The organism is Mycobacterium sp. NGS66 (genome assembly GCF_059812225.1).
The window spans coordinates 51,010-75,784 of sequence record NZ_JCALCG010000010.1; the positions used below are offsets into that span (position 1 = coordinate 51,010).

The window sequence follows — 24,775 nt, forward strand, 5'->3', positions numbered from 1 at the left end:
TCCGCGCAAGGATTCGGGGCGGTCACTTCGACTACTCACGCGGGTGTCGCCAATCTGTCGTGCCGGCAAATTTACATCCGCGTCTATCCGCCCATCCAAAAACCGGTTCCTCCTCATTAATTAACGCATCAGTGCAAGAGCTGGCACACGAACCGCCCGTGGGCGATTTATAAGCGGCTCAAGACTCACTCCTGACTAGCTTAGAAATGACACAAAACGAGGGTGTATATAGGCAGGATGGGAGAGCGCGCTGAAATCCGTTTTATTGCACGCATTTTCGTGACCGTAGCGGCCCCGCCGGCGTCGTTCGGCGCGATCGGGTTGATCTTTCCGGGTGGCCGCGGCTTTGGCGCGGCGGTTATTCCGTTGACCCTGTATTCTATGGGGCTGCGACGATACGGTGGACTTCCTCGGTGATTGAGTCGGTGATGAAGGTTCGATGTCCGCTTCGACCCGTGGGGAGGTGATGATGGCGGCCAGGCGAAAGACTTTGCCGAAGCACTTCGAACAACTGCTTGATGCCGGCGACCTTCATGCGTTGAAGAGGGTCTACGACGACTGTGTGATTGATGCGCGCGGTGGCCCGTGCAAGGTCGTTGCCATCGGGTTTCGGAACTGCCCTGATGATTTGACCCGCTGGCTCGTCGGCCAGGGACTTGACGTCGACACACCTGACGCCAGCGGGCAAACCCCGCTGGCGTTTTGGTGCCTGCACGATAAAGACATCAGTGTGCTGCTTGAGCTCGGCGCCAACGTCAACGCTGCGGACAACAACGGTCGTACCCCGTTGCATTCGGCGGTTCCGCGCAGCCCACGCAACGTGCGCATCCTGCTCGAGCACGGCGCCAACATCACTGCCTTGGAAACGTCGTCCATCGACGGCCGAGGACGCACGCCTTTGCAGCTGGCCCTGGAACAATGCAGCAACAGCGAGGTAGTGCGCGTCGCTGAATCGGCGCGGATACTGCTCGATGCTGGCAGTCCCGTGCCGGCCAACGCGGCGGACTGTGTGACCGCCATCGGACAGCGGGTTCAGGCGCTCCTGGACCGCTGGCCCGATGACGACAACTCGGACATCATCGACGCAGTCGAGAGTCTTCACGCGATGTTCGGCGGCACTCCCGCAATGCCGGTCCGCAAACACGACGGCATCTCACCAATAGCGGTCACCGCCACCGCGTGGCAGGAGCAGTTCAACGAACTATGGGACCTCCTGGTCCCCGGCAGCGGCGCGGCGGCCACCATCCAGGGCGAGGTGATTCGCCTGGCCGGCCGCATCGCGCGCGAACTACTCGATAACGGCGCCGTCAACTGGGACCGTGATTTCGCCCGGATGAAAAAAGCCCTCATCTCCCACCTCGGCTCGAAGACGCCGGTGACCAGCGCCGAAGAACTGGCCGAGCTTTCCAGGGGCCTGCGCGCAGACTTCGACGCCCACGCTGTTCACCGCGTCAACGAGCTTGCGGTCGCCTGGGTACTCGCCAACCCCGATCCCACACCGCTACCGGGTCGCCCCAAATACCAACGATGAACTCACCGCGCAGACCCTCGGCCGCACTCGTCGGGCGCGGTCGGTGAGCGGACGCGGCACGTCTGTTCATCTCGCCGCGCACCGTGCAAACCCACCTGACGCACGTCGACACCAAACTCGGACCGGCGTCCCACGTGCAGCTGGTGCAGGCACTCGCCCCGTCACTAGGTCTTGCGCAGCGGCGCGGGGTTCCACAGCCCGCTGCGGGTCACCGTCCCCAGCTCGAGCTGCGCCGGCTGGGCGTTGGGGTAGTACGGCGTCAGCTGTTGCAATCCGCCCCAGTCCCGGAACCAGTCGTCTCGCAGGTAGGTCGCCACCGTCGTCGCCTTCACCAGCAATTCGGTGATGCCCAAGGGGCCGCCGCCGTTGTTGTCCATCACCGGAGAGTTGGCCTCGGCACCGAATCGGTCGGGCAGAATGCGCCATTTCGGCGTCTCGTCCACGCCGTTGCGGTGGCCGAACGGTCGCTGGCACGGAAAGGCCAGTCCCACAAGCCAATCCAGGAACACCGGGTCGCGCGAGCCCACCACCTCCTGCAGGGTGCGCAGCTGCGGAATCCGCGGCGGCGTAAGCGCAATCCAGTGCTGCGGCGCCAGGTCGGAGTCGTCGGCGACCAACCGGACCTGGGTGGCGTTGCTCGGAATCACCGATAGCGGCAGGCGCAAGTTGCGCCACGCCGGGGCGGCGCCGACGTCGCCGAATTGGAATGACCCGCCAGGGTGTCCGTTGGCGGCGCCGTCGTCAGTGGCCCACTGCAGCTGGATCTCGCGGGGGTCGAAGCGGCCGGCCGCCGAGATCACCAGCAGCTTGTCGCGCTGGTCCTTGCTGGGCAGTCGATACCAGGCCGACCGCAGCATCGCGGGCACTTGGATGCCGGAACGCCAGCTGCCCAGCACCGGCGTGCGGGCCGGATCCAGGTGGTAGGGCAACTGGGCGCGGGAGCCGTTGATGCCCGGGGCGGCGTTGGTGCCGCCCTCGGTGCCCGCCTCGCTGGTAGTGGTCTTGCTTTCTTCATTGATGAAGCTGCGGTCGCCCGGACGTTCCATCACCGGGTCGGCGGATACATCGGCGGGAATCCCGTTGGGCGTGAAGGCTTCCGACAGGCCAGAGCCCAGGGCGTCGCCGACCGGAGCGTTCACCGGAGTCAGCATGCCGGCGTTGGGATCCTGCTCCACCAGCACGTCTTCGGCCAGTCCGCAAGATTTCCCGGTGAGCGCCTGCAGGTTGGATCGGCCCACCGACCACGCCGGATACTGGGTCACCATCGCCGCGGTCAACGAGAACACTTCGAAAATCACCAGGATCCAGGTCGCAATTGCCAACGGCGACTGCACAATTCCCGCCACCCGGGCCCCGTACCGCGTCTTGGGGGGCCCGTCGGAGGTAGCCACGAAGTGGAACCACGCGGAAAGCAACAGCACCAGCACGGTCAGCGCCAACAGCACCGTGGCAAACGCATAATGCCAATCGGGGAACGAATTCGACCACGGCACACCGAAATTGGAGACGTACCACCAGCCGTTGACGCTGGCGAACGACAGCGCGACCAAGAACAGCACGGCGGCGGCGAACACCGTGCGATTGCGTCGGGAATGCATCGACCCAGCCGTGACCGCCACCGCCGCAAGCGCTCCCAGGCATCCGGCCAGCCCGGCGAACACCCCGAAGTGATGTGTCCATTTGGTGGGAGTGAACATCATCGCCAGGAACGAGATGATCGTGATGCCGACGATGCGGCGGCTCGGCCCGGTGGCGGTGCCCGGAATCCGGCCCTTGCGCAACGACATTGCCACCGAGATCGCCAGCGCGAGCACCACGGCCAGCACCGCGAACCGGCGCGCCACCGACCCGTCGGGGCTGGCCATGAACAGCCGTTCGTAGCGGATGTGTTCGTCGAACCAGCTCAGGCTGGGCCCGACGGCCCGCTTGAGCATGCTGGCCTGCACCTCGCCGGCCAGGGTCTGGTCGCGGAAGATCAGGATCGTGGTGACGGTCACGGCGGCCAGGATGGGCGACACCAGCGGCAGCAGGCCGAACCGTTTGGACCTGCGGTGCAGGATGGTCCGCAGCGGCCCGATCGCTACCAGCAGCGCACCGATGGAGGCAATGCCCGTCGGGCCGGAGAACAGGGTCAGCGCGCCGATGATGCAAGCGACCGCCACCGGCAGCAGCCTGCTGGTCGCCACCGCGCGTTCGACCGAACACCAGGTCAGCAGAATGCCTAGGGCGATGATCGGCTCGGGCCGCAGGCCATTGTCGAGCGGCAACCACACCGCCAGGAACATGCCCGCCGCGGTCCAGGCCGCCGCCCGGCTGTGCTTGACGGATTGACCCAACCGGGGCATGACCTCTCGGCTGATCACCCACCAGCAGGTCAGCGCCATCGCCAGGACCGGCAGCCGCATCCAGATGCTGGCGGTGGTGACGTGGGCCCACAGCGCGAGCAGGTCGTAGTACCAGCCGAACGGAGCTTCGGGCGTACCGAACCAGCGGTAGTAGTTGGCCATGTATCCGGCATGCTCCGACACCCGCGCCATGGTCAGGATGTAGCCGTCGTCGGAGGTGTTGGCCCCCACGAAATGCCACCACACCAGCACGCCGATGACCAGGGCGTCCAGCCCGCCGATCGACCACCAGCGAGCGGGCAGGAAGCGCCGGTGCCTGGTGCCGTCCGCGGTGTCCAGGATGTGCAGGGCGACCAACGCGACAACGGTCAACAGCACGCCGAGCGTCATCGCGACCAGCTTCAGCGTGGTCGGGCTGCTGCTGTAACGGGTGTCGACGGTCGCCGAGAAGCTCAGACCCGCTGGCGTCGGCCCGGACAGGTCGGTGAACACGCCGACGATCTGGGGCCGGAAGTCATAGCCGCTGCGTTCGCCGCGCAGGGGGGAACCCGGATGCTCGGCATTGGGTCCCTGCGTCAGGCCGACGAACTCGGCGGTCACCCGGTCGGCGTGGGCGGTGAACGTCAACCGCTGGCAGGCCGGGCTGAGCACCTGGCTCAGCGGCGCGGTGACCACCGCGACGTTGCGCACCACCAGCACCAGCTCTTCGTTGGCGCGCTGGATGAGCAGACCGCGGTCCACGGCCTTCGGGGCCTGCTTGGGGACGGTGGACAACAGCACCGTCTTGCCCGTGTTCTGCGGCCCGGCCAGTCCGGCAGCCGCCTGGCAGGGCACGCTGACATTCAACTCGGTGGCCACATAGCCGATCAGCGGCGCCTCGACGCTGTTGAAGGTGGCGTTTTGCGGCCAGTTCAATTGGGCGGTGGTCTGCTTGACCGGCAGCACCGGGGTGACGATCGCCAGTAGGGCGCCCAGCAGACCGGCGACCACGGCAATAAAGCGAGCGATCCGGTGATTAGCTCCCGCGTCGCTCACGGAGGTAGATCGTAGTTCTTCGACCGTTTCAGGTGCGGTCTCGGTCGCCATCAGCCGCCACCCCCGGGTTGGCGAATAGCCAGCACAAACGGGCCGATGTTCTCCAGCGCGAACCGCGGGTCGGCAAAGAGCGCGGCCGGTAGCTCGACGATGTAGCGGCGCACGTTGGGCTGGTTCGGGTATACGTCCTCGGCCAGCCGCAAAGTGTAGGTGTGGCTCGCGCCGCGGCGCATCAGGAAGACCGTGGGCGGCGGCCAGGGCAGCGTGTCCAGCGCGTGGATGAACTCGTCGGCGGTCTTCAGCTTGGGCCAGTGCTTGATCTGCACGGCGCGTTCGTCGAATTGCGCCAGCGGATTGGCGTAATGCGACGTCAGCCCCTGAAAGCCCCAGTACGGGTAGTAGGACAAGAAGCTGTAGTCGGCGGTCAGCACCACGGTCTGGTCGGGCGGCTTGCCGGTGACGCGCCGGATGGCGGCATCGATGGCCGGGTAGTACTTCTCCGAACTCGGCGGTCGGCGGTCACCGCGCTGGCCGTAGCCGTCGGTGTCGGTGTAGGCGATGGTGAGATCCGGGCGCAGCACGTCGGGAATGTCCTGGCTGAACGCGATCGCCCCGGCCAAACCGATAGCGCCGGCCACCGGAAGCACCGCGCGGCTCCGTCCGGCCAACGCCTGGGCCGCTTCCACGAACCCGAACACCCCGGCCGCGACCAGCAGCACCGACAGCGACGGCTGCAGCCGGAACGACAGCAACGTGGTGCGCGCCAGCGTGGTCAGCATCGACAACAGCGACCACAGATAGACGGCCAACACCGCGATCGCCAGCGCGCCCGCCCGCACCGACGACCGAGCCCGCACCACCAGCCACAGCGTGCCCAGCATGCAGATCGCGCCCAGCAGCGAGAACTGCAGCATCGGGAAGGTCAGCTCCGCGCCGTCGGCCGGCAGGTAATGCTGGGCGCTGCCGGTGTCGCTGACCGGCGCGCGGGCCGCCCGCAACAAGAACGGCAGCCAGGTGGTGGACCCGATGGCCGCCGCGATGACGGCGATCACGGCCACCCGCCGCAGCGGATCCAGGGCCGCTTTCAGCCCGTCGCCGCGCCAGCGTGAAACGGCCAGCACCAGCGCCATCAACCCGATCGCGAACGCGGTATAGCCGAACAGCAGCGTGTACCACGTCGCCGTGAAGCCCAGAAATATCCCGGAGCCGACGACCCCCGCCCATCCGCCCGCGCGGGTCCCGGCGCGCAGTCCCGACCAAGTCAGCACCAGCACCGGCGGCAGCAACACCGCGATCATCGCGGAATACGGTTCTGGCGAGCTGTAGGCGAGCATCACCGCCGCGGTGGCGGTGGTGACGATCAACGCGTATTCGAAGCGGATCATCCGCCACCACAGCACCAGCGCGACGGCGACCGCGATGGTGATCGACGTGATCGCCCACGGCTTGAACATCTCCCAGGCCGGCGTACCGGTGAGCGCGGCGACGCGCCCGCCGATCCAGAACCAGCCCGGCGGATAGAACGGCGGCAGGCCGCGATAAGTCATGTCCTGCAGGGCGGGGCTGTCGGTCAGCCGGGTCAAGTATTCGGTGCGAAATTGCTGGTCGACGGAGATGCCGAACAGGTACAGCTTGGTGGCTCCCAACGGCATGCCCAATGTCACGACGGTGAAGGCGGAAACGAACACCAGACCGCTCAGCTGAACCAACCACCGAAAGCGGCCGCGCCGCCATAGCCAGCCGGTCGCGATCAGCCCGGCCAGGCAACCGACCTGCCCGACGGTGGTCAGCGCGTGCAGCTGGTTCGACGACGGAAACGCCGGCCACTGCACCCGGGAGATGGCGACCAGCGAAATCACCGAAACCAGAACGGCCACCAATACCGCCAGCACCATCTGGCCGAGAACGGCCAGCATGTTGCGCATGGTCAGATTGGCAGCTTGCGGAAGATGCTCCGCGGGATGTGTCGCAACACCATCATCACGTACCGGAACGCTGCTGGCGCCCAAACCAGTTCCTTACCTTTTGCCGACGCCGTCACCGCGAGGTTGGCGACGTACTCCTTGTCGACGGTCAGTGGAGCTTCCTTGATATGCGCGCTCATCCGGGTCCGCACCTGTCCCGGGCGGATGACCAGAACGCGAACACCGTACTCGCGCAAGGCTTCTGACAAGCCCAGGTAGAAGCCGTCCAGTCCGGCCTTGGTGGAGCCGTAGACGAAGTTGGACCGTCGCACCCGCTCACCGGCCACCGTGCTCATCGCGATGATCTGACCGAAGCCCTGGGCGCGCATCTTCTCGCCCAGCAACACGCCCACGGAAACCGCTGCGGTGTAGTTGATTTCGGCGATCTGCACCGCCTTGCGCTGGTTCTGCCAGAGTTCTTCGGCGTCGCCGAGCAACCCGAACGCGACGATCGCCACGTCGACATCACCGTTGGCCCAAGCCTGCTCGATCATCTTGGGGTGGCTGTCGGTGTCGGTGGCTTCGAAGTCGATCAACTCCACCGACCGCGCGCCGGCGGCTTTCATCTGCGCGACGGCGTCGTCTCGGCCGGGATCGTCGGGCATGGCGGCCAGCACGATCCGGGCTGGAGCGTTCTGCAGGTACCGCTCACAGATGGCCAGTCCAATTTCGGAGGTACCGCCCAGCAGCAGCACGGTTTGCGGATTTCCCACGGCGTCCAGCACCATTTACAGCAGCTCCAAGCGTCGAGCCATGTCGGATGCGAATACCCGCATCGGATCTACCTTGCGGCGCAGCGCAATCCATTCGTCGATCCGTGGATACATGGCGTGAAAGGTTTCGGCGGTGGTGCGCGAGTCCTTGGCGGTGTACAGCCGTCCGCCGAACTCCAGTACGCGGCGGTCCAATTTGCTGACGAACTCGCCCAGCCCCGGCTTGATCGGGAAGTCGACGCAGATGTTCCAGCCCGGGATCGGAAAACTCAGCGGCGCCTGATTACCCGGGCCGAACAACTTGAACACGTTCAGGAACGAGTAGTGGCCGCTGGCCTGGATGTCGCGGATGATCTTCTTGAACTCGTCGACAGCCTCGGTGGGAACCACGAACTGGTACTGCAGGAAACCCGCCGGCCCGTAGGCGCGGTTCCATTCGCCGAACATGTCCAGCGGGTGGTAGAACTGCGTCAGGTTCTGGATCTTGCCGCGATAAGTGCCGGATTTGCGGTACCACAACTCGCCGATGGGCCCGAAGGTGTATTTGTTGGCCAGCCCGTTGGGGAACACATCGGGCAACGTAAGTAGTTGCGGTGCATCGAATTTCAATGGATTTCGGCGCAGCTTGTCGGGCAACTGGTCGAGTGTTGCCAGCGACCCCCGCGACACCGCGGCGCGGCCCAGTTTCGGCGGAGCGCTGATCGCGTCGAACCAGGCGCTGGAATAGGTGTAGCGCGCTTCGCTGCCGTCGCTGTGCAGCGCGATGGTTTCGTCGAGACTGGCCGTCACATCGCCGTCGGCAATGAAATACGCCGTCTCGGTGGGTGTCATCTCGATGGTCGCGCGCAGGATGATCCCGGTCAGGCCGTTGCCCCCGACGGTGGCCCAAAATAGTTCGGACTCTTCCCCGTCGGGGGTGAGGCGACGGATTTCGCCATCGGCGGTCAGCAGGTCCATGCTGCGGACGTGGTTGCCGAAGCTGCCCGCGCTGTGATGGTTCTTGCCGTGGATATCGCAGGCAATCGCACCGCCAACGGTGACCTGACGGGTTCCCGGCAGCACCGGCACCCACAACCCGAACGGCAGGGCCGCCTTCATCAGCTGATCGAGGTTCACCCCGGCGTCGACGTCGGCCAGCTTCGAGTCCGCGCTGATGGAGTGGACTTTGGACAGCGCGGTCATATCGATCACCAGGCCGCCGCCGTTTTGCGCGTTGTCGCCGTAGGACCGCCCCAGTCCGCGGGCTATCACGCCCCGGTCGGCCCGGGAGTCGGCCAGCTGGGCGACGGCCTTGGCGATCACCTCTGGATCGGGGGTGCGCAGCACCGTGGCCACCGACGGTGCCGTACGGCCCCACCCGGTGAGGCGGACCGGCCTGGTGGCAGCGTTGATGGGCTCCGGGTTGCTGAACATCGTCAAAGAGGGTACCGCTTGCCGGGCCGGGTCAGCGGATCCGGAAGATCACGGCTCGCTGCACAACGAAGTTGATCACCGTGGCGGTCCCCTGGGCGATCACGAACGCGACGGGTATCGCCCAGCCCCGGTAGTGCAGCAACGCCAGGCACAGATGGTTGAGCCCCACCTGCACGGCAAAGGTGATGCCGTAGAGCACCATGACCGCGATGAAGCGAGCGGTGCTGGGGGAGGCCTGAAATGTCCATCGGCGGTTGATCAAGTATGCGGTGATGGTCCCGGCAAACCAGCTGAGCGCCTTCGACGGATCGTATGGCAACCCCGCCACCTTGAGCAGAATGACGTAGAGACCGAAGTCGACCACGGCCGACATGGCACCGGTGACGACGAAGCGCCACACCTGCGTGCTCAGGCTCAGCTGCTGGCGCGCCGGTGCAGCCTCGGGGATCGGGGCAACCATCGGGGGGAGTCTAACGGGCGGTGCAGGTAACCGGCCGGTGGCGGGCGGCTCAGGTGGGCAGCTTGACGGCGATCAATTCGACCTGGTTGGGCCCCTGCGGGGTGGAATAGGTCACCGTGTCGCCCGGCTGGCGTCCGGCCAGCGCCTGGCCCAGCGGACTGCGAGCCGTCAGGGTTTCGCCTTCGCGGCCGGCCGGAGTCTCCTCGACGATGGAGATGACGTGCATGGTGACCACTTCTCCGTCGGAGAACCGCAATGTCACCTCGGTACCGACGGGCAGCGCTTCGGACGCATCCGTTTGTTCGACCGGCCCGGCGCGCAAGCGGCGATCGAGTTCGTTGATCCGGTCGGCTAGCACGACCAGTTCGTCGGCGCGCTGGATTGCCTCGGCCGCGTCGCCGTGATCGCCGACCATGCCGCGGTCGTTCTTGACCTCGGTCTCGAGGCGGTCATGGCGCTGGCGCAGCCGAGCCAACTCCGCGGCGAGCTGATCGCGCGCCGCCTCCGCCAGCCCCGATGATTGGACCTTCTTACTCACGTCCGCCGACCTTTCGCGCCAGATTGACGTATTGCCCATGGATACCCGTTTGCCGACCAGCTCAGCAATCGTGAATCCAACCCGTGGCGCCTCAGTGTGACACCACCGGGCGCGGCCGTCACCGATTTCCGGCAAGCGTTTTCAAACGGACGCCAAGCTGCGCACTTACCTCACGGCGCGGTGGCCGCAGGGGCGGCTTCACCGTCGTATCCGTAGTCCATGACTTCGCCCCGCAAGGCGTCGAAAATTGCTTTGCCTTGCGAGACGAGTCCGCTGGCCACCTGGCTGAGTCCGTCGGCGCCGTTGAGCACCGTCAGGTTTGCACCGGCCAGCCCGCCGGCGGCCTTTTCCACAATTTCGGGCAACTGGTCGATGAGCATCCGGTCCAGCGCCACCCGGTTGTGCGACGCGGCCGCCTCGGCCTGGATCTTCATCTTCTCCGCCTCGGCCAGCGCCAAAATCCGGACCCGTTCGGCTTCGGCCTCCGCGGGCTTGACCACCTCTGCGACCAGCTCCTGCTGGCGCAGTTCGGCGGCGCGCTGGGCCAACTCAGTGCGCATCGCCAGCACCTCACGCTGAGCCTCGGCTTCGGCAAGCGGACCGGCCTGGGCTGCCTCGGCCTGTGCCTTGTCCACCTCCGCTTTGTATTGCGCCTTGACGATGGCCGTCTCGCGGGCGAATTCGGCCTGCTTACGTTGCGACTCCTGCTCGGCTTCGGCGGCCTTCTGGTTCGCCTGCGCCTGAGCGATCTGCGCCTGCTGCTGGATGGCGGCGTTGTGCGGCGCCGCCATCGCGTTGATGTAGCCGATACCGCCGTCGTCGATGGACTGGATCTGCAAGGCGTCGACGCTCAGGCCGATCCGGGCCATCTCTTCCTTGGACCCGTCGAGCACCTCGGTCGCCAGCTTCTGGCGTTCCCGGATGATTTGCTCGACGGTCATCGAGCCGATGATCGAGCGCAGGTGACCGGCGAAGATCCGGCCGGTGAGCACCGACATCTGGTCCTGTTCGGAGAGGAATCGTTGCGCCGCGGCGACGATGCTTTCGTTGTCGCTGCCGACCTTGAAGGCGATTACCGCGCGGACGTTGAGCGTGATGCCCTGCTGGGTGACGCACTTGTCGGCGACCTCGGCTTCACACATGGACAAGGTAAGGAACCGGACCTTGCGGAAGAACGGGATGACGAAGGCGCCATGGCCGGTCACCACGCGAAAGGGCGCGTTGCCTTTGGCTCGGCCGCCAGAGATCAGCATGGCCTCGTCCGGGTTGGGCACTTTGTAGCCGAGCATGATGACTCCTCGATTTTGTTGTTGTGTTGCAGGGGATTTCGTTAGTGGCTCCAAGGTTCGACGACCACAGTTCGCGCGCCCCGAGCCTCAACCACCAGCACCTGGGTGCCTTTGGGTAGTGGTTCGTCGGACCAGGCCAGGAATGCCTCTTTGGCGCCGCGTACGGTGAGCAACACCTCGCCGGCGCCGTCTTGGCCGCGAGTCGCGACGAGCAGCGTTCCAACGCAGCCGACGACCTCAGTCACGATCGCATAATGCTCCTCGGGGTGGTTCGGCGTCGAGGCTCTTAATCGCCAACGTTTCAGTTCGGGAATGCCGCCGCCCGCGCGGTCAACGTGACGGCGTTGCTGTGGCTCTCCCGCGCCTTGATCTGTGACACCCAGACCCGGCCTTGTGTTGCCCGCACGACGATGCCCTCGACGGTGTCGAAAACCCAAGCTGCAGAGCGCTCCATGCCGGTGCTGTCCATGATCCGCAGATCGATCACACCCCGCTCGGCCAGCAGTTCGAACAGATCACGCTCTGGATCGTCCGCGGCGATCAGCGTGGTGTGGTCGAACTGCTTTCGCAGTGCCGACCGGATTTCCTCGACCACATCGGGATCCAACACCAATCCGGTGCCCGGATCGGTTTGCGCGCAAGCGAATTCGATTTGAAAGGCCCGCTCGTAGCCGTGCAGGAAGAAACGCTTTCCGGCTTTGGTCCAGGAGCGGTGGCAGCACGGCAGACTGTCGAACTGCTCGCGCATATGGAACCGCGCCGTCCGGCCCAGCGGCGCATCGTCACGGTGCATTGTCGCAATCTGCACCACGTCGGCGAGGGCGGAGTTACTCATTGGCGTCACTTTCCTTCCTGAGTCGACGTCTGCTCTTGGCTTGCCAGCTTGAGGAATTCACGACGGGCCCGCGCGCTCTCGAAGAAGGATCCGTAGTAGGAGGTGGTGATCGTCTGCGTGCCAACAGAAGAGACGCGGCTCGGTGGCGTGCAGATGTGGACCGCCTCCACCAGGACGGCCACCCCGCGAGGCGCCAACTGGTGGTGCAGCCACAGCCCGATCCGGGTGGTCATCCGCTGCTGGATCTGAATGCCCCGGGCACACGCCTCGACGATGCGGGCTAACTCGGACGCTCCTAACCGCGTTTCGTCGGGGACGTATCCCACATGCACGACGCCGTAGAACGGAAGCAGATGCTGCTCGCACAGGGAATGAAACGGAATCGGACGGGCCAGGTCCACCTCGCAGTCGCTGTCCGAGGTTGGGGCTGAGCCACCGGCGAGCATCGACACATCGGCATGACGCAGCATGTAGATCCTCTCGGGAATCGTTTGTGGTAGCCGGCCCAGCGTCCGCGCGATGCCTTGAAGGATTCTCAAAAGATCCTTGGCGAATTCTCAAAGGATTCTTGGAGCCGCGGCCCGCCATAGCGCAGCGCGCAGTCACACCCCGTATGGAGTGGAGGCCTTCACTTCCAAACGGTGTCGCGGAGCTGATGGAACGCCCCCCAGACCAAGAGGCCGGCCTGAAAGCCGAGCGCGATGGAAATCATCGACACCAGTGCCACGCTGAACACCGCGCCCTGGTTTGTGCCGATCAGTTGCGTGGCTCCTACCAGGCCGAGCGCCCCGGGAACCAGCAGCCAAAATCCCGGCAATAGCATGGCGGCGGTCGGTGGGGTGTTGGGTAGCTGCGAAACGGCCAAGGCGCACAACATTAGTGCGAAGCCGCCGCCGAATCCGCTTGCGTAACTGCCGAACACCGCATTCGCCAGGACTTGGCCGGAGTAGGCGACGAAAAGGATCGCCAATAGCCACGGGGTGAACCCGCGTGGCGGACCGAGGTACAGCAGTATCCCGATCCCGTACACGGCGACGCCAAGCCAGGGCGCCCATGCGCCGAATTTGTTCACCGGCCCGACGACGAAGTCGCCGGCGGGCACCCCTACCAGTTGAGCGGCGATGAGAATGCCGAAGGCCACCTGAGCCAGCTGCATCAATCCGGCGGCCAGCCGGGCCGACCCGGACACCATCTCTCGAGTGGTCAGCTCGATGACAGCCAAGATGATTGCGACGCCGGGAAGAAAGAGGGCCAGCGGCGCTGCCTCCACCCGCAGATTGTTCGGCCCCAGATGCAACAGCCGGTCCAGGGTGAATGCGCATGTGCCGACGAGGAATGCGCTGATGGCCGGCAGTAACTGGCCGATCGCGGCGCTGACTCGGTCCAGGAGTCCCAACAGGCCTACCAGCAGGCCGAAAAGACTGGCCGCAATCAGCGCAATCGGGGTGGGCTGCAGGATCAACGCGAAGCCGGCGCTCTGTACGGTATAGCCGATCACGTTGACCCACAAGGGAAATCGGCGCGGCAGATCGTGGATGCGGCCCAGTTCGGTCAGCCCTGCCGCGGGAGCGATACTGCCATGCTCGGCGCGGTCGACGAGGTGAGCCAGCGGGAAGGTCTGGTCGTATCGCAGTTCACGCTCCGCGCGCACCACTCGCACAAGCTCGCCGCCCGCGTGATTCGATCCGCCCAATTGGATGTAGCTGGGCAATACCAGCAGATGATGGGCTAACCCGTACCGGTCGGCCGCTCGGGAAAGCGTGCGTCTCACCAGGTTCACCGGGTAGTTGGCGGCGATCATGGCCCCGCCGAGGCGGGCGAGGAAGTCGACGACCAATGTCTCGCTCCGGTCGGGGGACGCGGTCATGGTCTGCTCATCGTTACGCCCGTCCCCTCGGACCAAGCCGGCGGCCGCTGTTGAGCACCGGCTACAAGCTCCTGACCGTTGACTAATCATGACGCTCAGCGAGCGCTTGGGTGGGTCAATCGACGGGTAATCCGGCGCCAATCTAGACCCAGTACGGAACCCGCGCCCGGTATTGCCGCATCGCGATGGCCGCCAACGCCCAGCCGACGACCGTCAGGACGACCACCACCGCCCAGTGCCGCAGCTCTTGGTGAGCACCCAGCAGCGGAGCCCGGACGATATCGAGGTAGTGCAGCAGCGGGTTGAGTTCGACGATGCTCGACCAGCGCCCGGCGCCTTGCTGGCGCAGCGTGTCGTCGTTCCAGATGATCGGCGTCATGAAAAACAGCAACTGCACGACGGAGAACAGCAGCGGTCCGATGTCGCGGTACCGGGTCGCCAGAATGCCGAAGCACAGCGACACCCACACGGCGTTGAGGAAAATCAACGCCAGCGCCGGCACGACCGACAAGTCGGCCCACGACCACGGTTTGGGGAACACGACCGCGATCACCAGATAGATGACGATGTTGTGCGCGAACAGGATCATCTGCCGCCACACCAGCCGGTAGACGTGGACGGACAGCGGTGTGGGCAATTGCTTGATCAAGCCTTCATTGGCGACGAAGACCTCGGCGCCTTCCAAGATGGCGGCGTTGATCAGGTTCCAAATGATCAACCCGAGGGTCACATAGGGCAGGTGCACCGACAGCTCCAGGTGAAACAGCTTCGAATACAAGCCGCCCATGGCGACCGCGGTGGTGCCGGTCGCGATGGTGATCCAGAACGGTCCCAGCACCGAGCGACGGTAGCGCTGCTTGATGTCCTGCCAGCCCAGGTGCAGCCAGAGTTCGTGGCGGCGGAAGCCCTCGATCAGATCTGTCCGGGCGCGCGCGAACGTCTTGGATTGAGCCGCCGCGTCAACAAATGTCATCTGCGCCGCTCCTCCTCATCGCTCGTTGTCCCCCTAGCCGCTGCGCTGCTGGGGGTGCCCCCACTGCATCGTCGCCGGCGCGCGTCACACCGAACCTCCAGGCCGTCCGAACTTCTCACGACGACCCAAGCGGCGCAACCGAATCCATTCCAGCAGACCCTTGGGGTCGCGGCGGGTCACCACGAAGAACCAACCGAAGCGCACCCATTCCTGAAACAGCAGCTTGCGTAGACCCGGCTGCGACATCAGGTAGCCGCGGTTGCGGTAGGTGAAGAATCGCTTGGTCGGGTTGTCCGGGTATTGCGTGTGCATCCGGCCACCCAGAATCGGCTTGAATTCGTCGGATCCGCACGGATGCAGGTAAACCGCGTCCAGGCAGGTGCCGAACGGTAAGCCGGACCGCACCAGCCGGCGATGCATTTCCACCTCGTCGCCGCGGATGAACAGCCGTAGATCCGGAACGCCGATCGATTCGCACGTGGACGCCCGGAACAGGGCGCCGTTGAACAGCGACGCGATCCCGCGTAGCAGATCCTGTCCCGGCTCGGTGCGCAATTCGCTTGCGCGCCTGCGCCATACCAGCCCACGTCGCAGCGGAAACGCCAGCCGCTGCGGGTCGTCCATGTTGCACACCATCGGCGATACCTCGGCCAGACCGTACTTCTCGGCGCAGGCCAGCAGCGTCGCCAGCACGCGGTCGTCCTGCGGGCGTCCGTCGTCGTCGGCCAGCCATATCCAGTCGGCGCCCTGGGCCAGCGCGTGCAGCATCCCGAGTGCGAAACCGCCTGCCCCCCCGAGGTTTCGGCGCGAACCCAAATAGGTGCTGGGAATCGGTTGGCGCGCAACGAGTTCCCGCACCTCTTCGGCGGCGTCGTTGTCGACGACGATCAAGTGATCGGGCAACCGGGTCTGGCCGGTCACCACATCCAGCGACTTGACCAACTCGTCGGGGCGCCGGTGGGTAACCACGACGGCGAAGACGGCGTCACTCATCCCCGGAAGCTTTTTGCGCCAGCGGCTCAACGGCGTCGGACCGGGTCTCCTCCAGCACTTCCCGGACGTGCCGGGCGGCGTCCTCGCCCTCGTAGGCGCGCACCACTTCCTCGATGCCGCCGGTCAGCTTGACGACGCCGTGGTCGATCCACATCGCGGTCTTGCACAGCCGGGCCAGGAATTCGTTGGAATGGCTGGCGAACACCAGGATTCCGGACCGCTCCACCAGGCGCTGCAGCCGCGTCTGGGCCTTCTTCAAGAAGTCCGCGTCCACCGCGCCGATGCCCTCGTCGAGCAACAGGATCTCCGGGTCGATGCTGGTGACCACACCCATCGCCAGCCGCACCCGCATCCCGGTGGAGTAGGTGCGCAGCGGCATCGACAGGTATTCACCGAGCTCGGTGAACTCGGCGATCTCGTCGACCTTGGCCAGCATCTGCTTTCGGGTCTGCCCCAAGAACAAGCCCCGGATGATGATGTTCTCGAAGCCGGAGATTTCCGGGTCCATGCCGACACCCAGGTCGAACACCGGAGCCACCCGGCCCAGGACCGTCGCGGAGCCGCGGGTCGGTTCGTAGATGCCCGAAAGTAGCCGCAGCAGAGTCGATTTCCCCGCGCCGTTGTGGCCCACCAGACCAACCCGGTCGCCGAGGCTCAGCGACATGCTGATGTCGCGCAATGCCTCGACGACGACGACGTTGGAGTTGTTGCGCCCGATCGTGCCGCCCGCCTTGCCCAGTACCGCTTTCTTCAACGAACGCGACTTGGCATCGAAGATGGGAAACTCCACCCACGCATTGCGGGTTTCGATGTACGGGCGGCTGGGCACGGCTTACAGATATTGGCCGGTGCCGTGACCGCCGGGGTGGCCCGGCTTCCCCATGCCTGGCGGCAAAGCGCCCTGGCGCATCTGCTCCAGCTGCGCGCGGGCGGCCATCTGCTGGGCGAACAGCGCCGTCTGGATGCCGTGGAACAGCCCCTCGAGCCAGCCGACCAGCTGGGCCTGGGCGATTCGCAGTTCGGCGTCCGAGGGCACGCTGTTTTCGTTGAAGGGCAGGGTGAGGCGGTCGAGCTCCTCGCGCAGTTCCGGCGCCAGCCCGTCTTCGAGTTCCCGGATGCTGGTGGCGTGGATTTCCCGCAGCCGGTTGCGGCTGGCTTCGTCGAGCGGTGCGGCGCGGACTTCCTCCAGCAGTTGCTTGATCATCGTGCCGATGCGCATCACCTTGGCCGGCTGCTCGACCAGGTCGGTCAGCGAGCGTTCGTCGTTGTCGTCATCGTCGTTCGCCGCGCCGCGTACCGCCATAATCCGCGGGTCGACACCACCGACGATCTCGATGCCGTTGTCATCTGGGCCATCGCCAGTTCTCAATCCAGTCACCGTCCTCTTGCGTGTCGGTTAGGAGGGTTTCGCTGCGGTATACCCGCGCCATTCCCAGATCTGGGCCCCGACGTTGTCGTAGATCTTCGCCCACGACGGCGATTTCTCCAGAGACCTTATCCCTTCGGGCTCGGCGAACCCGCGCACCGTCGGCTCGCTGGTCAGGATGTAACGAATGTTGAGCGCGCGGATGGCTTCGACCACCTTCGGATTGCTGGTGCCTTCGCGGGCGTGGACCCAGAAGATGTAGCGGTAATAGCCCGGGCCGGTCTGCTGCGGGAAGTCGTAGTGGGTCCACAGCGGATGTAGGTCGGCGACCGCATACATCCAGGCCGTGCCGTCGACGTTGGAGTTTCCGATGATGGTGTCGCGCGCGCCCGGCAGCTTCGCCAGGTAGGCCATGGCGTCGAGGTCTCTTTGGTCGATCATCACCGAGTCGTATTTGTCCCCGAACAGAAACCGGTGCCGCGGAAAGTAATGCCACGCACTTGCCAGGGTGATAGCGGTCAGCAGCACTGCTGTCGTCGCGGCCCAGGCCGGTGCGGGCACCGGTCTGAAACGGTCGGTCAGTCGCCTCCCCAGTGCCGCCAGCAGCATGACGGTCACGAACAATCCGAGGCCCGCTCCAGCTGTCAGCAGCAGCGTTGTCGCCGCCGCGATGCGCCGCGGATCTTTGTAGAAGAACTCGCCGATTCCGCCGGCCACGACGCCGATCGGCCCACCCAAGGGTGTTCCGGCATCCACGTTCACGACGATGAGCAGAAGGTAGACGGCCAGCGGCCACCACACCTTCTTGTACAGCAGAATCAGCCCGCCGATCATGGCGAGCACGATCACCGCGTATTGCACCGGAAAGTCGTTGAGATGCCGCGAGTGCTGAAAGACGGCGTCGAACAGGCCGCGTTTCTTGCTCAGGTACGTGGGGAACGAGTGCCCGGCGATGATGTCTTCTTGTTGCGTGACGCTGAAGAACTGGGGTAACAGGATCAGCCCGGCCATCACCCCGACGGCGGCAAGCGTCAAAACGTCGGCGATGCGGCCCCGCACGGGACGCCACAATTCTTCGAAAAGCCACCGCGCACCCAGCAAGAGCATGACGACGGCCCCGCCGGTGATGTGCACCGAAAAAATCCCTACCAGCGCCAGCACGGCCAGCGGAATGCGATCGCGATGCCGCAATGTCGAGGTGATCAGCACCATGGTCGGAACCGCGATGCCGTAGGCGGCCAGGTTCGGCATCGCGGCGACGCCGAACTCGACATAGGGCACTGCGGTGAACGACGCCGACAGCGCGGCCGAGGTGGCCGCGGCGCCGGCGGCGCGTAGTTCGCTGGTCCGTGGGCGGAGCACATGCCAGGTGAGGACGGCGGCGCTGACCGGAAACAGCCAGATCGATGCCGCCACCGAATTCAGGGTGTAGCCGGTGGTTGGCGCCGCGCCGGTCAGCTGACAGAACACCGCGGTCAGGGCGTGGAACACCGCCGGGTAGTAGAGCGCGCGATGCGTTTCGACGTTGCGCAACTCGCCCATGTGGGTCGAGGACGCCTGTCCGGTGTCGAGGATCCAGCGCACCGTGTTCGCATGCCAGACGGCGTCCCAGGTGCTCGGAATGGATTGCCAGTGCACCAGGCCGCGATAGGCGGCAAAGGCGATCAACAGAGCGCCCAGCAGCACACCGGCGGCCACGATGAGCGCCGGACGGCCGCCCGGCGCGCGGGCCTCAGCGTCCCTGTCGCGGTAGCGGGCGAGCCACACCTGCAAACCCGTCACCACCAGGCACACCGCGACCAGTGCGGCCAGCGCCGTCCACCCGTTCCAGGGGATTCCCACCGCCCCGTAGGGAATGATGGCCAGCGCAACCACCCCGTAAGTGAGGGCCGGAGCAACTGCTATGGCGGTCGGCCAAGTTAGCTGCGCGATGCGCGCGACGATGGCGCCGGGGGCGATTAGTAAGAACAGCGCGATCAGCGTTCCGAAGGCAAGCCCCACTCGACTAGTATGGCTGGCCGGGTGACCTGGCTTGCGAGGCCTCGTCGTACAGCTGACCGGCTGGGCTGTATCGGGCCGGCTAGGAAGCCCGCTACCGTCACAATTTGGCGGAATTGCGGAAGCTCTAAGGTGGCTGTCATGGCATACGACGTCGCCCGGGTGCGTGGATTGCATCCGTCGCTGGGTGACGGGTGGGTACATCTGGACGCGCCCGCCGGGATGCTGATTCCCGACTCCGTCGCGACCACCGTGTCGACCGCATTTCGCAGATCCAGCGCGACCATGACGGGCGCTCACCCGTCGGCGCAGCGCAGCGCGGCGGTTTTGGATGCGGCGCGCACAGCCGTCGCTGACCTCTTCAACGCCGACCCGGCCGGTGTCGTGTTGGGTGCCGATCGCGCGATCCTGTTGTCCTCACTCGCCGAAGCGTCGTCGTCGCGGGCCGGCCTGGGCTACGAGTTGATCGTCAGCCGTTTGGACCATGAGGCAAACATCGCTCCGTGGCTGCGCGCGGCCCATCGTTACGGCGCCAAGGTGCAATGGGCCGAGGTCGACATCGAAACCGGGGAGTTGCCGACGTGGCAGTGGGAGAGCCTGATCGGCAAGTCGACCCGGCTGGTGGCCGTCACCTCCGCGTCGGGCACATTGGGCACCGTCACCGATCTGCGGGTGATGACCAAGTTGATTCACGACGTCGGCGGGCTGGCGGTGGTCGACCATTCCGCCGCGGCGCCCTATCGGTTGCTCGACGTCAAAGAGACCGACGTCGACGTGGTCGCGGTGAACGCCAACGCGTGGGGCGGTCCGCCGATCGGGGCGTTGGTGTTTCGCGATCCGGCCCTGGTGGACTCCTTCAGCTCGGTCTCCACGGATCCGCATGCCCGCGGCCCGGCGCGCTTGGAAGTCGGGGGGCACCAGTTCGGTCTGCTGGCCGGTGTGGTCGCCAGCATCGAATACCTTGCCGCGCTTGACGAATCGGCACGTGGCAGCAGACGCGAACGCCTGGCCGTGTCGATGCAATCGGCGGCCTCTTATCTGAACCGCATCTTCGATTACCTGATGGTGGCGTTGCGGTCGTTACCGTTGGTGATGCTGATCGGTCGGCCGGAGACGCGTATACCGGTGATCAGTTTCGCGCTGCAAGGTGTGCCGGCCGAGCGCGTGGTCCAGCGTCTGGCGGACAACGGAATCCTGGCCATCACCGACCGGCATTCTCGCGCATTGGATGTGCTGGGCGTCAACGACGTCGGCGGGGCGGTCACCGTCGGGTTGGCGCATTACTCGACGACGGCGGAGGTCGACCAACTGGTGCGGGCCCTGGCATCGCTGGGTTAGCCCGGCGAGCAGACGCAAAAGCACCCAATTTCGTACCGAAACAGGTGCTTTTGCGTCTTCTCGGCGCTAGATGGTGAGCACGATCTTCCCGGACACCTTCCCGGAGACCAGCAGTTGGTGTGCTTCGGCGGCCTGTTGGATGGGCATGCGCTTGCCGATGATCGGTCGGACTTTGCCGTCGGCGATCATCGGCCACACCGCGGACGTCACCGCCGCGACGATCTCGCTCTTGCTGTTCGGACCGGACACCGGCCGGGCGCGCAGCGTCGTGCCGATCACCCGGGCCCGTTTGCCCAGCAGCTTGCCCAAGTTGAGCTCGCCCTTCACGCCGCCCTGCATGCCGATGATGATCAGCTGACCGTCGGTAGCCAGCGCGTCGACGTTGCGGTCCAGATACGCCGCGCCCATGATGTCGAGGATCACGTCGGCGCCGTCGGTCTCCTCTTTCAGGCGAGCCACGAAGTCCTCGTCGCGGTAGTTGATGGTGATCTCGGCGCCCAGGTCGCGACACAATTCCAGCTTTTCCGGCGATCCGGCGGTGACGGCAACCCGGGCACCCAGAGCGCGTGCCACCTGGATCGCGTGGGTTCCGATGCCGCTCGCCCCACCGTGCAGCAGGACGACCTGTCCTGCACCGAGGTGAGCGACGAGCACCAGGTTCGACCACACCGTGCAGGCCACTTCGGGTAACCCGGCGGCGTCGGCCACTGAGACACCCGACGGAATCGGCATCAGCTGGCCGGCCGGAACGGCCACATACTCGGCGTATCCGCCGCCGGCAAGCAACGCGCAAACCTCTTGCCCGACAGTCCATCCGGGCACATCGGGGCCCACCTCGGCGATGACGCCGGCTACCTCCAGGCCGATGGTGTCGTCGGCCCCCGGCGGTGGTGGGTATTGTCCGGCGGCCTGCAGCACGTCGGCACGGTTGACGCCGGCCGCTGCGACCTTGATCAGTACCTCCCCCAGGCCGGGGGAGACGTCGGGTACTTCTTGCCAAGTCAGTTGCTCGGGGGATTCGGCGACGATGGCGCGCATAGCGGCCACGCTACCGGGTGCCGTCAGGTGTACGAGGCGGTCGGCGTGAGCCCAGGGCGTTCAGTGTGCAGCGACGGCTTTCAGAGTGAGCCCAGGGCGGTCTCACGACAAAAAACCCGCCCTCACTGCACACCGAAAGCCGTACGTACACACTGAACGCCGTAGATGCACGGCGAAAGCCCTACATGCGTAGGCGCCCGGCCCACGACCGACTGCTGCGACAGCTGTGACCAATGCGGTGCAGTCGCTGCCCGCATTGAGGTCCGGTACACCAGCGGCCGCTACCCTTGACGGCGGTGGCGTGGCAGAGCGGCCTAATGCACTCGCCTTGAAAGCGAGAGACGGCTAAAACCGTCCGGGGGTTCAAATCCCTCCGCCACCGCCCCTCGCGAGGGTGCGCATATGTACACCAAAACCCTGGTGCGGGTGGCATTTTGCGCACCCTCGCGACCAGCAGACTCCTAGTGCAGCGTCGGCGCGTACCGAAGCACAGCGGCGACGCCGTCGGCCGGGGCGATCCGCTCGTCGGCGCGAAGCAGCGATGCCCCGACCGAAATCGCGAACAGCGGCAGCGCCTCGTCGGCGCGCAGCGTCTTGGCGGGCGCGGCACCCTGTTCGGACAGCACATTGGCGTTGGGCGCCACCGTCGTCACACCCTCGTCGGCAACCACGGTGGCATCCTCGACGTCGCCGATGATCAGCGTGTCGACAGCACCCTGGCGCAGCGCCGAGCAGACGGCATCCAGCCCCTCGGCGGCCAACCCGGATCCGCGCCCAACCTCTGCGGTGAAGCGTTCCTCGGCAGCCTCGATGGCACTCTGCCGCTGCCTCACGAACCAGTCTTCGATGGCCTGCTGGATCTCCTCGAAGTCGTGCCCGCTGTGTCGAGCACCGACCTGCAGGGGCACAGCCCGCTCGGCCACCCGCTCTGGGAGCGCCGCCAGCAGGTCTGAGCGCGATCGCACTTCGCCCACCACGAAAACCGCGTCCAACGCATACTTGTCGACGAGCTCGCTGATGCGGTCGGCAACGGCGCGTACGTTTTTGCGGGCCGCTTCGTCGGTGCGCAACTGCGGGTCGCCGTATCCCGCCGTTTCGGCGCCGGACGCTTTGTGCACGGGGTATCCGCCGCCGTCGACGGTTTCCGAACGCAGGGTGCCGTTGACGTGCATGGTGATGTCGGCGCCGGTGTGGTCGACCACCGCCAACAGGTAGTCGGGCTGCTCGAAGCCATGCTCGAGAATGGGGACGATATACGGCAATTCCGATACCCGCACCACGGTCTCGGCGGTGGGATGCAACAGGTGTTCGTTGAGAACGACACCGGTCGCGCCCGCGATAACCGCGCGCCCGCTACGGCCAATCGGCGGACGCAAATCCATGACGGCGTGCTCGATTTCGTCGGTCAGCGAGTCCTCCACGCCCTGCCTTTCGAGTTCCTCGCGCAACGCGCGCCACTTCAGATCGAGTTGCGTTTCGGCGTCGTGCGTGTCGTGTGAATCCTCGAAATAGACCGAGGCAAACGGCCCCGGGGTTTCCAGCAATCCACGGAAGCGATTGGAATCCATAAGAATTAGGGTTGCCCGCGCCAGCGGCAGGACAAACACTAATAGCTCCGGTCGCCCTCGCTGTCGTCGAAGAAATGCCATTCGCCGTCGTGCTCGACTTCCATGCGCCAGCCCAGTTCGTTGCCCTCGACCTTGTTGTCGACGAACCAGGCATGCGCGTCGTCGGCGCTTTCGATGTCCTTGGTGGCGACCACATCGCCTTTGGGGTTGAGCACTCGGTAGGTAGCCATACCGAAGGGGTTCCCCCCAAGCGCCGCGTTAACCGGCGGGGATCGTCGCGGTGATCGTGTCCATCAGCGCCGTGTAGCGCTTGAGGAATGGATCGCGCCCCGGCTTGCCGCTGCTGATCACCCCGGCGGAAATGCCGCGCGCCGGGTCGGCCCAGATCGCGACGTTGGACAGACCCAGGTTGCCGAACGCCGCCGGTGCGTTGCGCCCGAACGGCCCGAATCGGTTGGTGCCCAGCATGTACCCGGTGCCCCAGCGCGCGGGCATCAGACCCACCGCGAAGTCGGGCCGTAGCCTGCGGCATTCCTGCACCGCGCCGTACATCCGCTCGGCACTCATGATCCGTACTCCGTCGAGTTCGCCGCCGCGACGCCAGATCTCGGCGAAGCGCGACATCTCGTTGGCCGTGGACACCGTGTTCGACGACGGGACCACGGTGGACAGGAACGCCGGCGTGTTCGTGTAGGGGATGATCTCGTGCACGGTTCCGCCGATCGCCTTGCGGAAGATTGCTGCGACCACCGGCGGCAACGGCCTCCCGGTGGCGTGGCTGGGTGCGACCGACGGGATGTCCTCCTTGGCGACGCCGAAGTTGGTCCACCGAAAGCTCAGCGGGTCCAGAATCTCGGTGGCCAGGATGTCGCGGATGTCCTTGCCGGTGGCCGCGTAGACGATCTCGCGCATGAGCGGGCCCCAAGTCAAAGCGTGGTAGATGTGCACCAAGCCCGGCCGATACAGCGGTCGCAGCTTGCCGAGCTGTTCCTGCGCGTACTCGTGGTCGTCCGCGCGACTCAGGTCGGGCCGGGGTCCGGTGGGGAACGGGACGCCGGCGCTGTGGGTCAACACGTGGCGGATTGTGGTGCGGTGCTTACCGTGACTGGTGTAGCTGGGGATGTACTCGCACACCCGGTCGTCGAGCGAAAAGTGCCCCTGCTCGACGAGCATGTGCACGACGGTGGCGGTGATCCCTTTAGCCGCCGAGTACACGCAGAACGGGGTGTCGGTTGTGACGGGTACCTTCTCGGCGTCGGGCGGATCGGTGGGCGCGTTGCCCCAGCCGTGGCCGATCGCCCGGTTGAGCACGACGCGCCCGTTCCGGCGGATGCACAGCTGGATCGCGGGATGCATGCCGCCCTGATACCAATGCCGGGCAGCCAGCCAGATCCGCTCGACGGCCGCGGTGTCGGTTTCGGAGTGGTCCTCGTCGCCGATAGCCGTCACGGCATCCAGGTCGGTCGGCACCCGGATTCTTCCGTCTGGTGTAGTCGTCACCTCAGCGAGGG

General features: G+C 65.6%; 22 protein-coding genes, 1 tRNA gene and 1 pseudogene. 4 read left to right on the plus strand and 20 right to left on the minus strand.

The genetic code is table 11. The features are described 5' to 3' along the window. Positions 1–439: 439 nt before the first annotated feature. Together AC5Y2L_RS18185 and AC5Y2L_RS18190 are read left to right on the plus strand one after the other, a co-directional pair. Entirely contained in the window at positions 440–1,531 is a 1,092-nt protein-coding gene (locus AC5Y2L_RS18185) for an ankyrin repeat domain-containing protein (protein ID WP_499938837.1), read from the plus strand. Positions 1,532–1,584: 53 nt separating this feature from the next. After that, positions 1,585–1,689, plus strand: a pseudogene (locus AC5Y2L_RS18190) (LuxR C-terminal-related transcriptional regulator); the annotation flags it as partial. A gap of 6 nt (positions 1,690–1,695) precedes the next feature. Here the strand turns inward: AC5Y2L_RS18190 and AC5Y2L_RS18195 are convergent. From AC5Y2L_RS18195 to AC5Y2L_RS18270, 16 genes are all read right to left on the minus strand, one after another. Next, positions 1,696–4,962, minus strand: a complete 3,267-nt coding sequence (locus tag AC5Y2L_RS18195; protein WP_499938838.1) for an arabinosyltransferase domain-containing protein — start codon at positions 4,960–4,962, stop codon at positions 1,696–1,698. After that, entirely contained in the window at positions 4,962–6,836 is a 1,875-nt protein-coding gene (locus tag AC5Y2L_RS18200) for a galactan 5-O-arabinofuranosyltransferase (RefSeq protein ID WP_499938840.1), read from the minus strand. Before AC5Y2L_RS18200 ends, AC5Y2L_RS18195 begins: the two co-directional genes overlap by 1 nt. Positions 6,837–6,838: 2 nt before the next feature. Then, positions 6,839–7,603 carry a decaprenylphospho-beta-D-erythro-pentofuranosid-2-ulose 2-reductase gene (dprE2, locus tag AC5Y2L_RS18205; protein ID WP_499938842.1) on the minus strand — a complete coding sequence of 255 codons (765 nt, stop codon included), beginning with the start codon at positions 7,601–7,603 and terminating at the stop codon, positions 6,839–6,841. Beyond that, the gene (gene dprE1 / locus AC5Y2L_RS18210) at positions 7,604–9,001 is read right to left on the minus strand and encodes a decaprenylphosphoryl-beta-D-ribose oxidase (RefSeq protein ID WP_499938843.1); all 1,398 of its coding nucleotides are present in this window, start codon (positions 8,999–9,001) and stop codon (positions 7,604–7,606) included. 31 nt (positions 9,002–9,032) lie between these two features. After that, positions 9,033–9,374 carry a GtrA family protein gene (locus tag AC5Y2L_RS18215; RefSeq protein ID WP_499938960.1) on the minus strand — a complete coding sequence of 114 codons (342 nt, stop codon included), beginning with the start codon at positions 9,372–9,374 and terminating at the stop codon, positions 9,033–9,035. Between the two features lie 136 nt (positions 9,375–9,510). Further along, entirely contained in the window at positions 9,511–9,999 is a 489-nt protein-coding gene (locus tag AC5Y2L_RS18220; RefSeq protein WP_499938845.1) for a GreA/GreB family elongation factor, read from the minus strand. Between the two features lie 170 nt (positions 10,000–10,169). After that, on the minus strand, positions 10,170–11,288 hold the full coding sequence (locus tag AC5Y2L_RS18225; RefSeq protein ID WP_499938846.1) for an SPFH domain-containing protein: 1,119 nt from the start codon (positions 11,286–11,288) through the stop codon (positions 10,170–10,172). Positions 11,289–11,329: 41 nt separating this feature from the next. Continuing rightward, entirely contained in the window at positions 11,330–11,533 is a 204-nt protein-coding gene (locus AC5Y2L_RS18230; protein ID WP_499938848.1) for an NfeD C-terminal domain-containing protein, read from the minus strand. A gap of 56 nt (positions 11,534–11,589) precedes the next feature. After that, a complete protein-coding gene (locus AC5Y2L_RS18235) occupies positions 11,590–12,123 on the minus strand; it encodes a 6-carboxytetrahydropterin synthase (RefSeq protein WP_499938850.1) in 534 nt (177 codons plus the stop codon). Positions 12,124–12,128: 5 nt separating this feature from the next. After that, entirely contained in the window at positions 12,129–12,662 is a 534-nt protein-coding gene (locus AC5Y2L_RS18240; protein ID WP_499938852.1) for a GTP cyclohydrolase I, read from the minus strand. An 89-nt stretch (positions 12,663–12,751) separates the two neighbouring features. Beyond that, positions 12,752–13,990: a threonine/serine exporter family protein gene (locus tag AC5Y2L_RS18245; protein ID WP_499938854.1), complete on the minus strand. Its 1,239-nt coding sequence runs from the start codon at positions 13,988–13,990 to the stop codon at positions 12,752–12,754. A gap of 142 nt (positions 13,991–14,132) precedes the next feature. Next, positions 14,133–14,963 (minus strand): galactan export ABC transporter permease subunit Wzm/RfbD, encoded by an 831-nt coding sequence (gene wzm / locus AC5Y2L_RS18250; RefSeq protein ID WP_499938856.1) that lies wholly within the window; start codon positions 14,961–14,963, stop codon positions 14,133–14,135. An 84-nt stretch (positions 14,964–15,047) separates the two neighbouring features. Then, positions 15,048–15,956, minus strand: coding sequence for a galactofuranosyltransferase GlfT1 (gene glfT1, locus AC5Y2L_RS18255; protein WP_499938858.1), 909 nt, complete (start codon positions 15,954–15,956; stop codon positions 15,048–15,050). After that, on the minus strand, positions 15,949–16,785 hold the full coding sequence (gene wzt, locus AC5Y2L_RS18260) for a galactan export ABC transporter ATP-binding subunit Wzt/RfbE (RefSeq protein WP_499938860.1): 837 nt from the start codon (positions 16,783–16,785) through the stop codon (positions 15,949–15,951). Before wzt ends, glfT1 begins: the two co-directional genes overlap by 8 nt. 3 nt (positions 16,786–16,788) lie before the next feature. Further along, on the minus strand, positions 16,789–17,259 hold the full coding sequence (locus tag AC5Y2L_RS18265) for a bacterial proteasome activator family protein (protein ID WP_499938961.1): 471 nt from the start codon (positions 17,257–17,259) through the stop codon (positions 16,789–16,791). Positions 17,260–17,352: 93 nt separating this feature from the next. After that, positions 17,353–19,323 (minus strand): DUF6541 family protein, encoded by a 1,971-nt coding sequence (locus AC5Y2L_RS18270; RefSeq protein WP_499938862.1) that lies wholly within the window; start codon positions 19,321–19,323, stop codon positions 17,353–17,355. A gap of 138 nt (positions 19,324–19,461) precedes the next feature. On the opposite strand from AC5Y2L_RS18270, the gene AC5Y2L_RS18275 reads away from it, so the two are divergent. Next, positions 19,462–20,658: a cysteine desulfurase-like protein gene (locus AC5Y2L_RS18275; RefSeq protein ID WP_499938864.1), complete on the plus strand. Its 1,197-nt coding sequence runs from the start codon at positions 19,462–19,464 to the stop codon at positions 20,656–20,658. Positions 20,659–20,724: 66 nt separating this feature from the next. On the opposite strand, the gene AC5Y2L_RS18280 is transcribed toward AC5Y2L_RS18275, so the two are convergent. Beyond that, a complete protein-coding gene (locus AC5Y2L_RS18280) occupies positions 20,725–21,696 on the minus strand; it encodes an NAD(P)H-quinone oxidoreductase (RefSeq protein WP_499938865.1) in 972 nt (323 codons plus the stop codon). Positions 21,697–21,991: 295 nt separating this feature from the next. On the opposite strand from AC5Y2L_RS18280, the gene AC5Y2L_RS18285 reads away from it, so the two are divergent. Continuing rightward, a tRNA-Ser gene (locus tag AC5Y2L_RS18285) sits at positions 21,992–22,078 on the plus strand. A gap of 79 nt (positions 22,079–22,157) precedes the next feature. Here the strand turns inward: AC5Y2L_RS18285 and AC5Y2L_RS18290 are convergent. The 3 genes from AC5Y2L_RS18290 to lipE are packed head-to-tail and all read right to left on the minus strand — an operon-like array spanning position 22,158 to position 24,764. After that, on the minus strand, positions 22,158–23,264 hold the full coding sequence (locus AC5Y2L_RS18290) for an Rv2629 family ribosome hibernation factor (protein WP_499938866.1): 1,107 nt from the start codon (positions 23,262–23,264) through the stop codon (positions 22,158–22,160). Between the two features lie 38 nt (positions 23,265–23,302). Further along, on the minus strand, positions 23,303–23,494 hold the full coding sequence (locus tag AC5Y2L_RS18295; RefSeq protein WP_067374371.1) for a hypothetical protein: 192 nt from the start codon (positions 23,492–23,494) through the stop codon (positions 23,303–23,305). Positions 23,495–23,522: 28 nt separating this feature from the next. Further along, positions 23,523–24,764, minus strand: a complete 1,242-nt coding sequence (lipE, locus tag AC5Y2L_RS18300) for a lipase LipE (RefSeq protein ID WP_499938868.1) — start codon at positions 24,762–24,764, stop codon at positions 23,523–23,525. Positions 24,765–24,775 lie beyond the last annotated feature (11 nt).

Excerpts from the sequence above, each read along its gene's own strand:
- AC5Y2L_RS18185 (WP_499938837.1), top strand. The coding sequence starts at position 440 with ATGTCCGCTTCGACCCGTGGGGAGGTGATGATGGCGGCCAGGCGAAAG.
- AC5Y2L_RS18195 (WP_499938838.1), bottom strand. The coding sequence starts at position 4,962 with ATGGCGACCGAGACCGCACCTGAAACGGTCGAAGAACTACGATCTACC.
- AC5Y2L_RS18200 (WP_499938840.1), bottom strand. The coding sequence starts at position 6,836 with ATGCGCAACATGCTGGCCGTTCTCGGCCAGATGGTGCTGGCGGTATTG.
- dprE2 (WP_499938842.1), bottom strand. The coding sequence starts at position 7,603 with ATGGTGCTGGACGCCGTGGGAAATCCGCAAACCGTGCTGCTGCTGGGC.
- dprE1 (WP_499938843.1), bottom strand. The coding sequence starts at position 9,001 with ATGTTCAGCAACCCGGAGCCCATCAACGCTGCCACCAGGCCGGTCCGC.
- AC5Y2L_RS18215 (WP_499938960.1), bottom strand. The coding sequence starts at position 9,374 with ATGTCGGCCGTGGTCGACTTCGGTCTCTACGTCATTCTGCTCAAGGTG.
- AC5Y2L_RS18225 (WP_499938846.1), bottom strand. The coding sequence starts at position 11,288 with ATGCTCGGCTACAAAGTGCCCAACCCGGACGAGGCCATGCTGATCTCT.
- AC5Y2L_RS18235 (WP_499938850.1), bottom strand. The coding sequence starts at position 12,123 with ATGAGTAACTCCGCCCTCGCCGACGTGGTGCAGATTGCGACAATGCAC.
- AC5Y2L_RS18245 (WP_499938854.1), bottom strand. The coding sequence starts at position 13,990 with ATGACCGCGTCCCCCGACCGGAGCGAGACATTGGTCGTCGACTTCCTC.
- wzm (WP_499938856.1), bottom strand. The coding sequence starts at position 14,963 with ATGACATTTGTTGACGCGGCGGCTCAATCCAAGACGTTCGCGCGCGCC.
- glfT1 (WP_499938858.1), bottom strand. The coding sequence starts at position 15,956 with ATGAGTGACGCCGTCTTCGCCGTCGTGGTTACCCACCGGCGCCCCGAC.
- AC5Y2L_RS18265 (WP_499938961.1), bottom strand. The coding sequence starts at position 17,259 with ATGGCGGTACGCGGCGCGGCGAACGACGATGACGACAACGACGAACGC.
- AC5Y2L_RS18275 (WP_499938864.1), top strand. The coding sequence starts at position 19,462 with ATGGCATACGACGTCGCCCGGGTGCGTGGATTGCATCCGTCGCTGGGT.
- AC5Y2L_RS18280 (WP_499938865.1), bottom strand. The coding sequence starts at position 21,696 with ATGCGCGCCATCGTCGCCGAATCCCCCGAGCAACTGACTTGGCAAGAA.
- AC5Y2L_RS18290 (WP_499938866.1), bottom strand. The coding sequence starts at position 23,264 with ATGGATTCCAATCGCTTCCGTGGATTGCTGGAAACCCCGGGGCCGTTT.
- AC5Y2L_RS18295 (WP_067374371.1), bottom strand. The coding sequence starts at position 23,494 with ATGGCTACCTACCGAGTGCTCAACCCCAAAGGCGATGTGGTCGCCACC.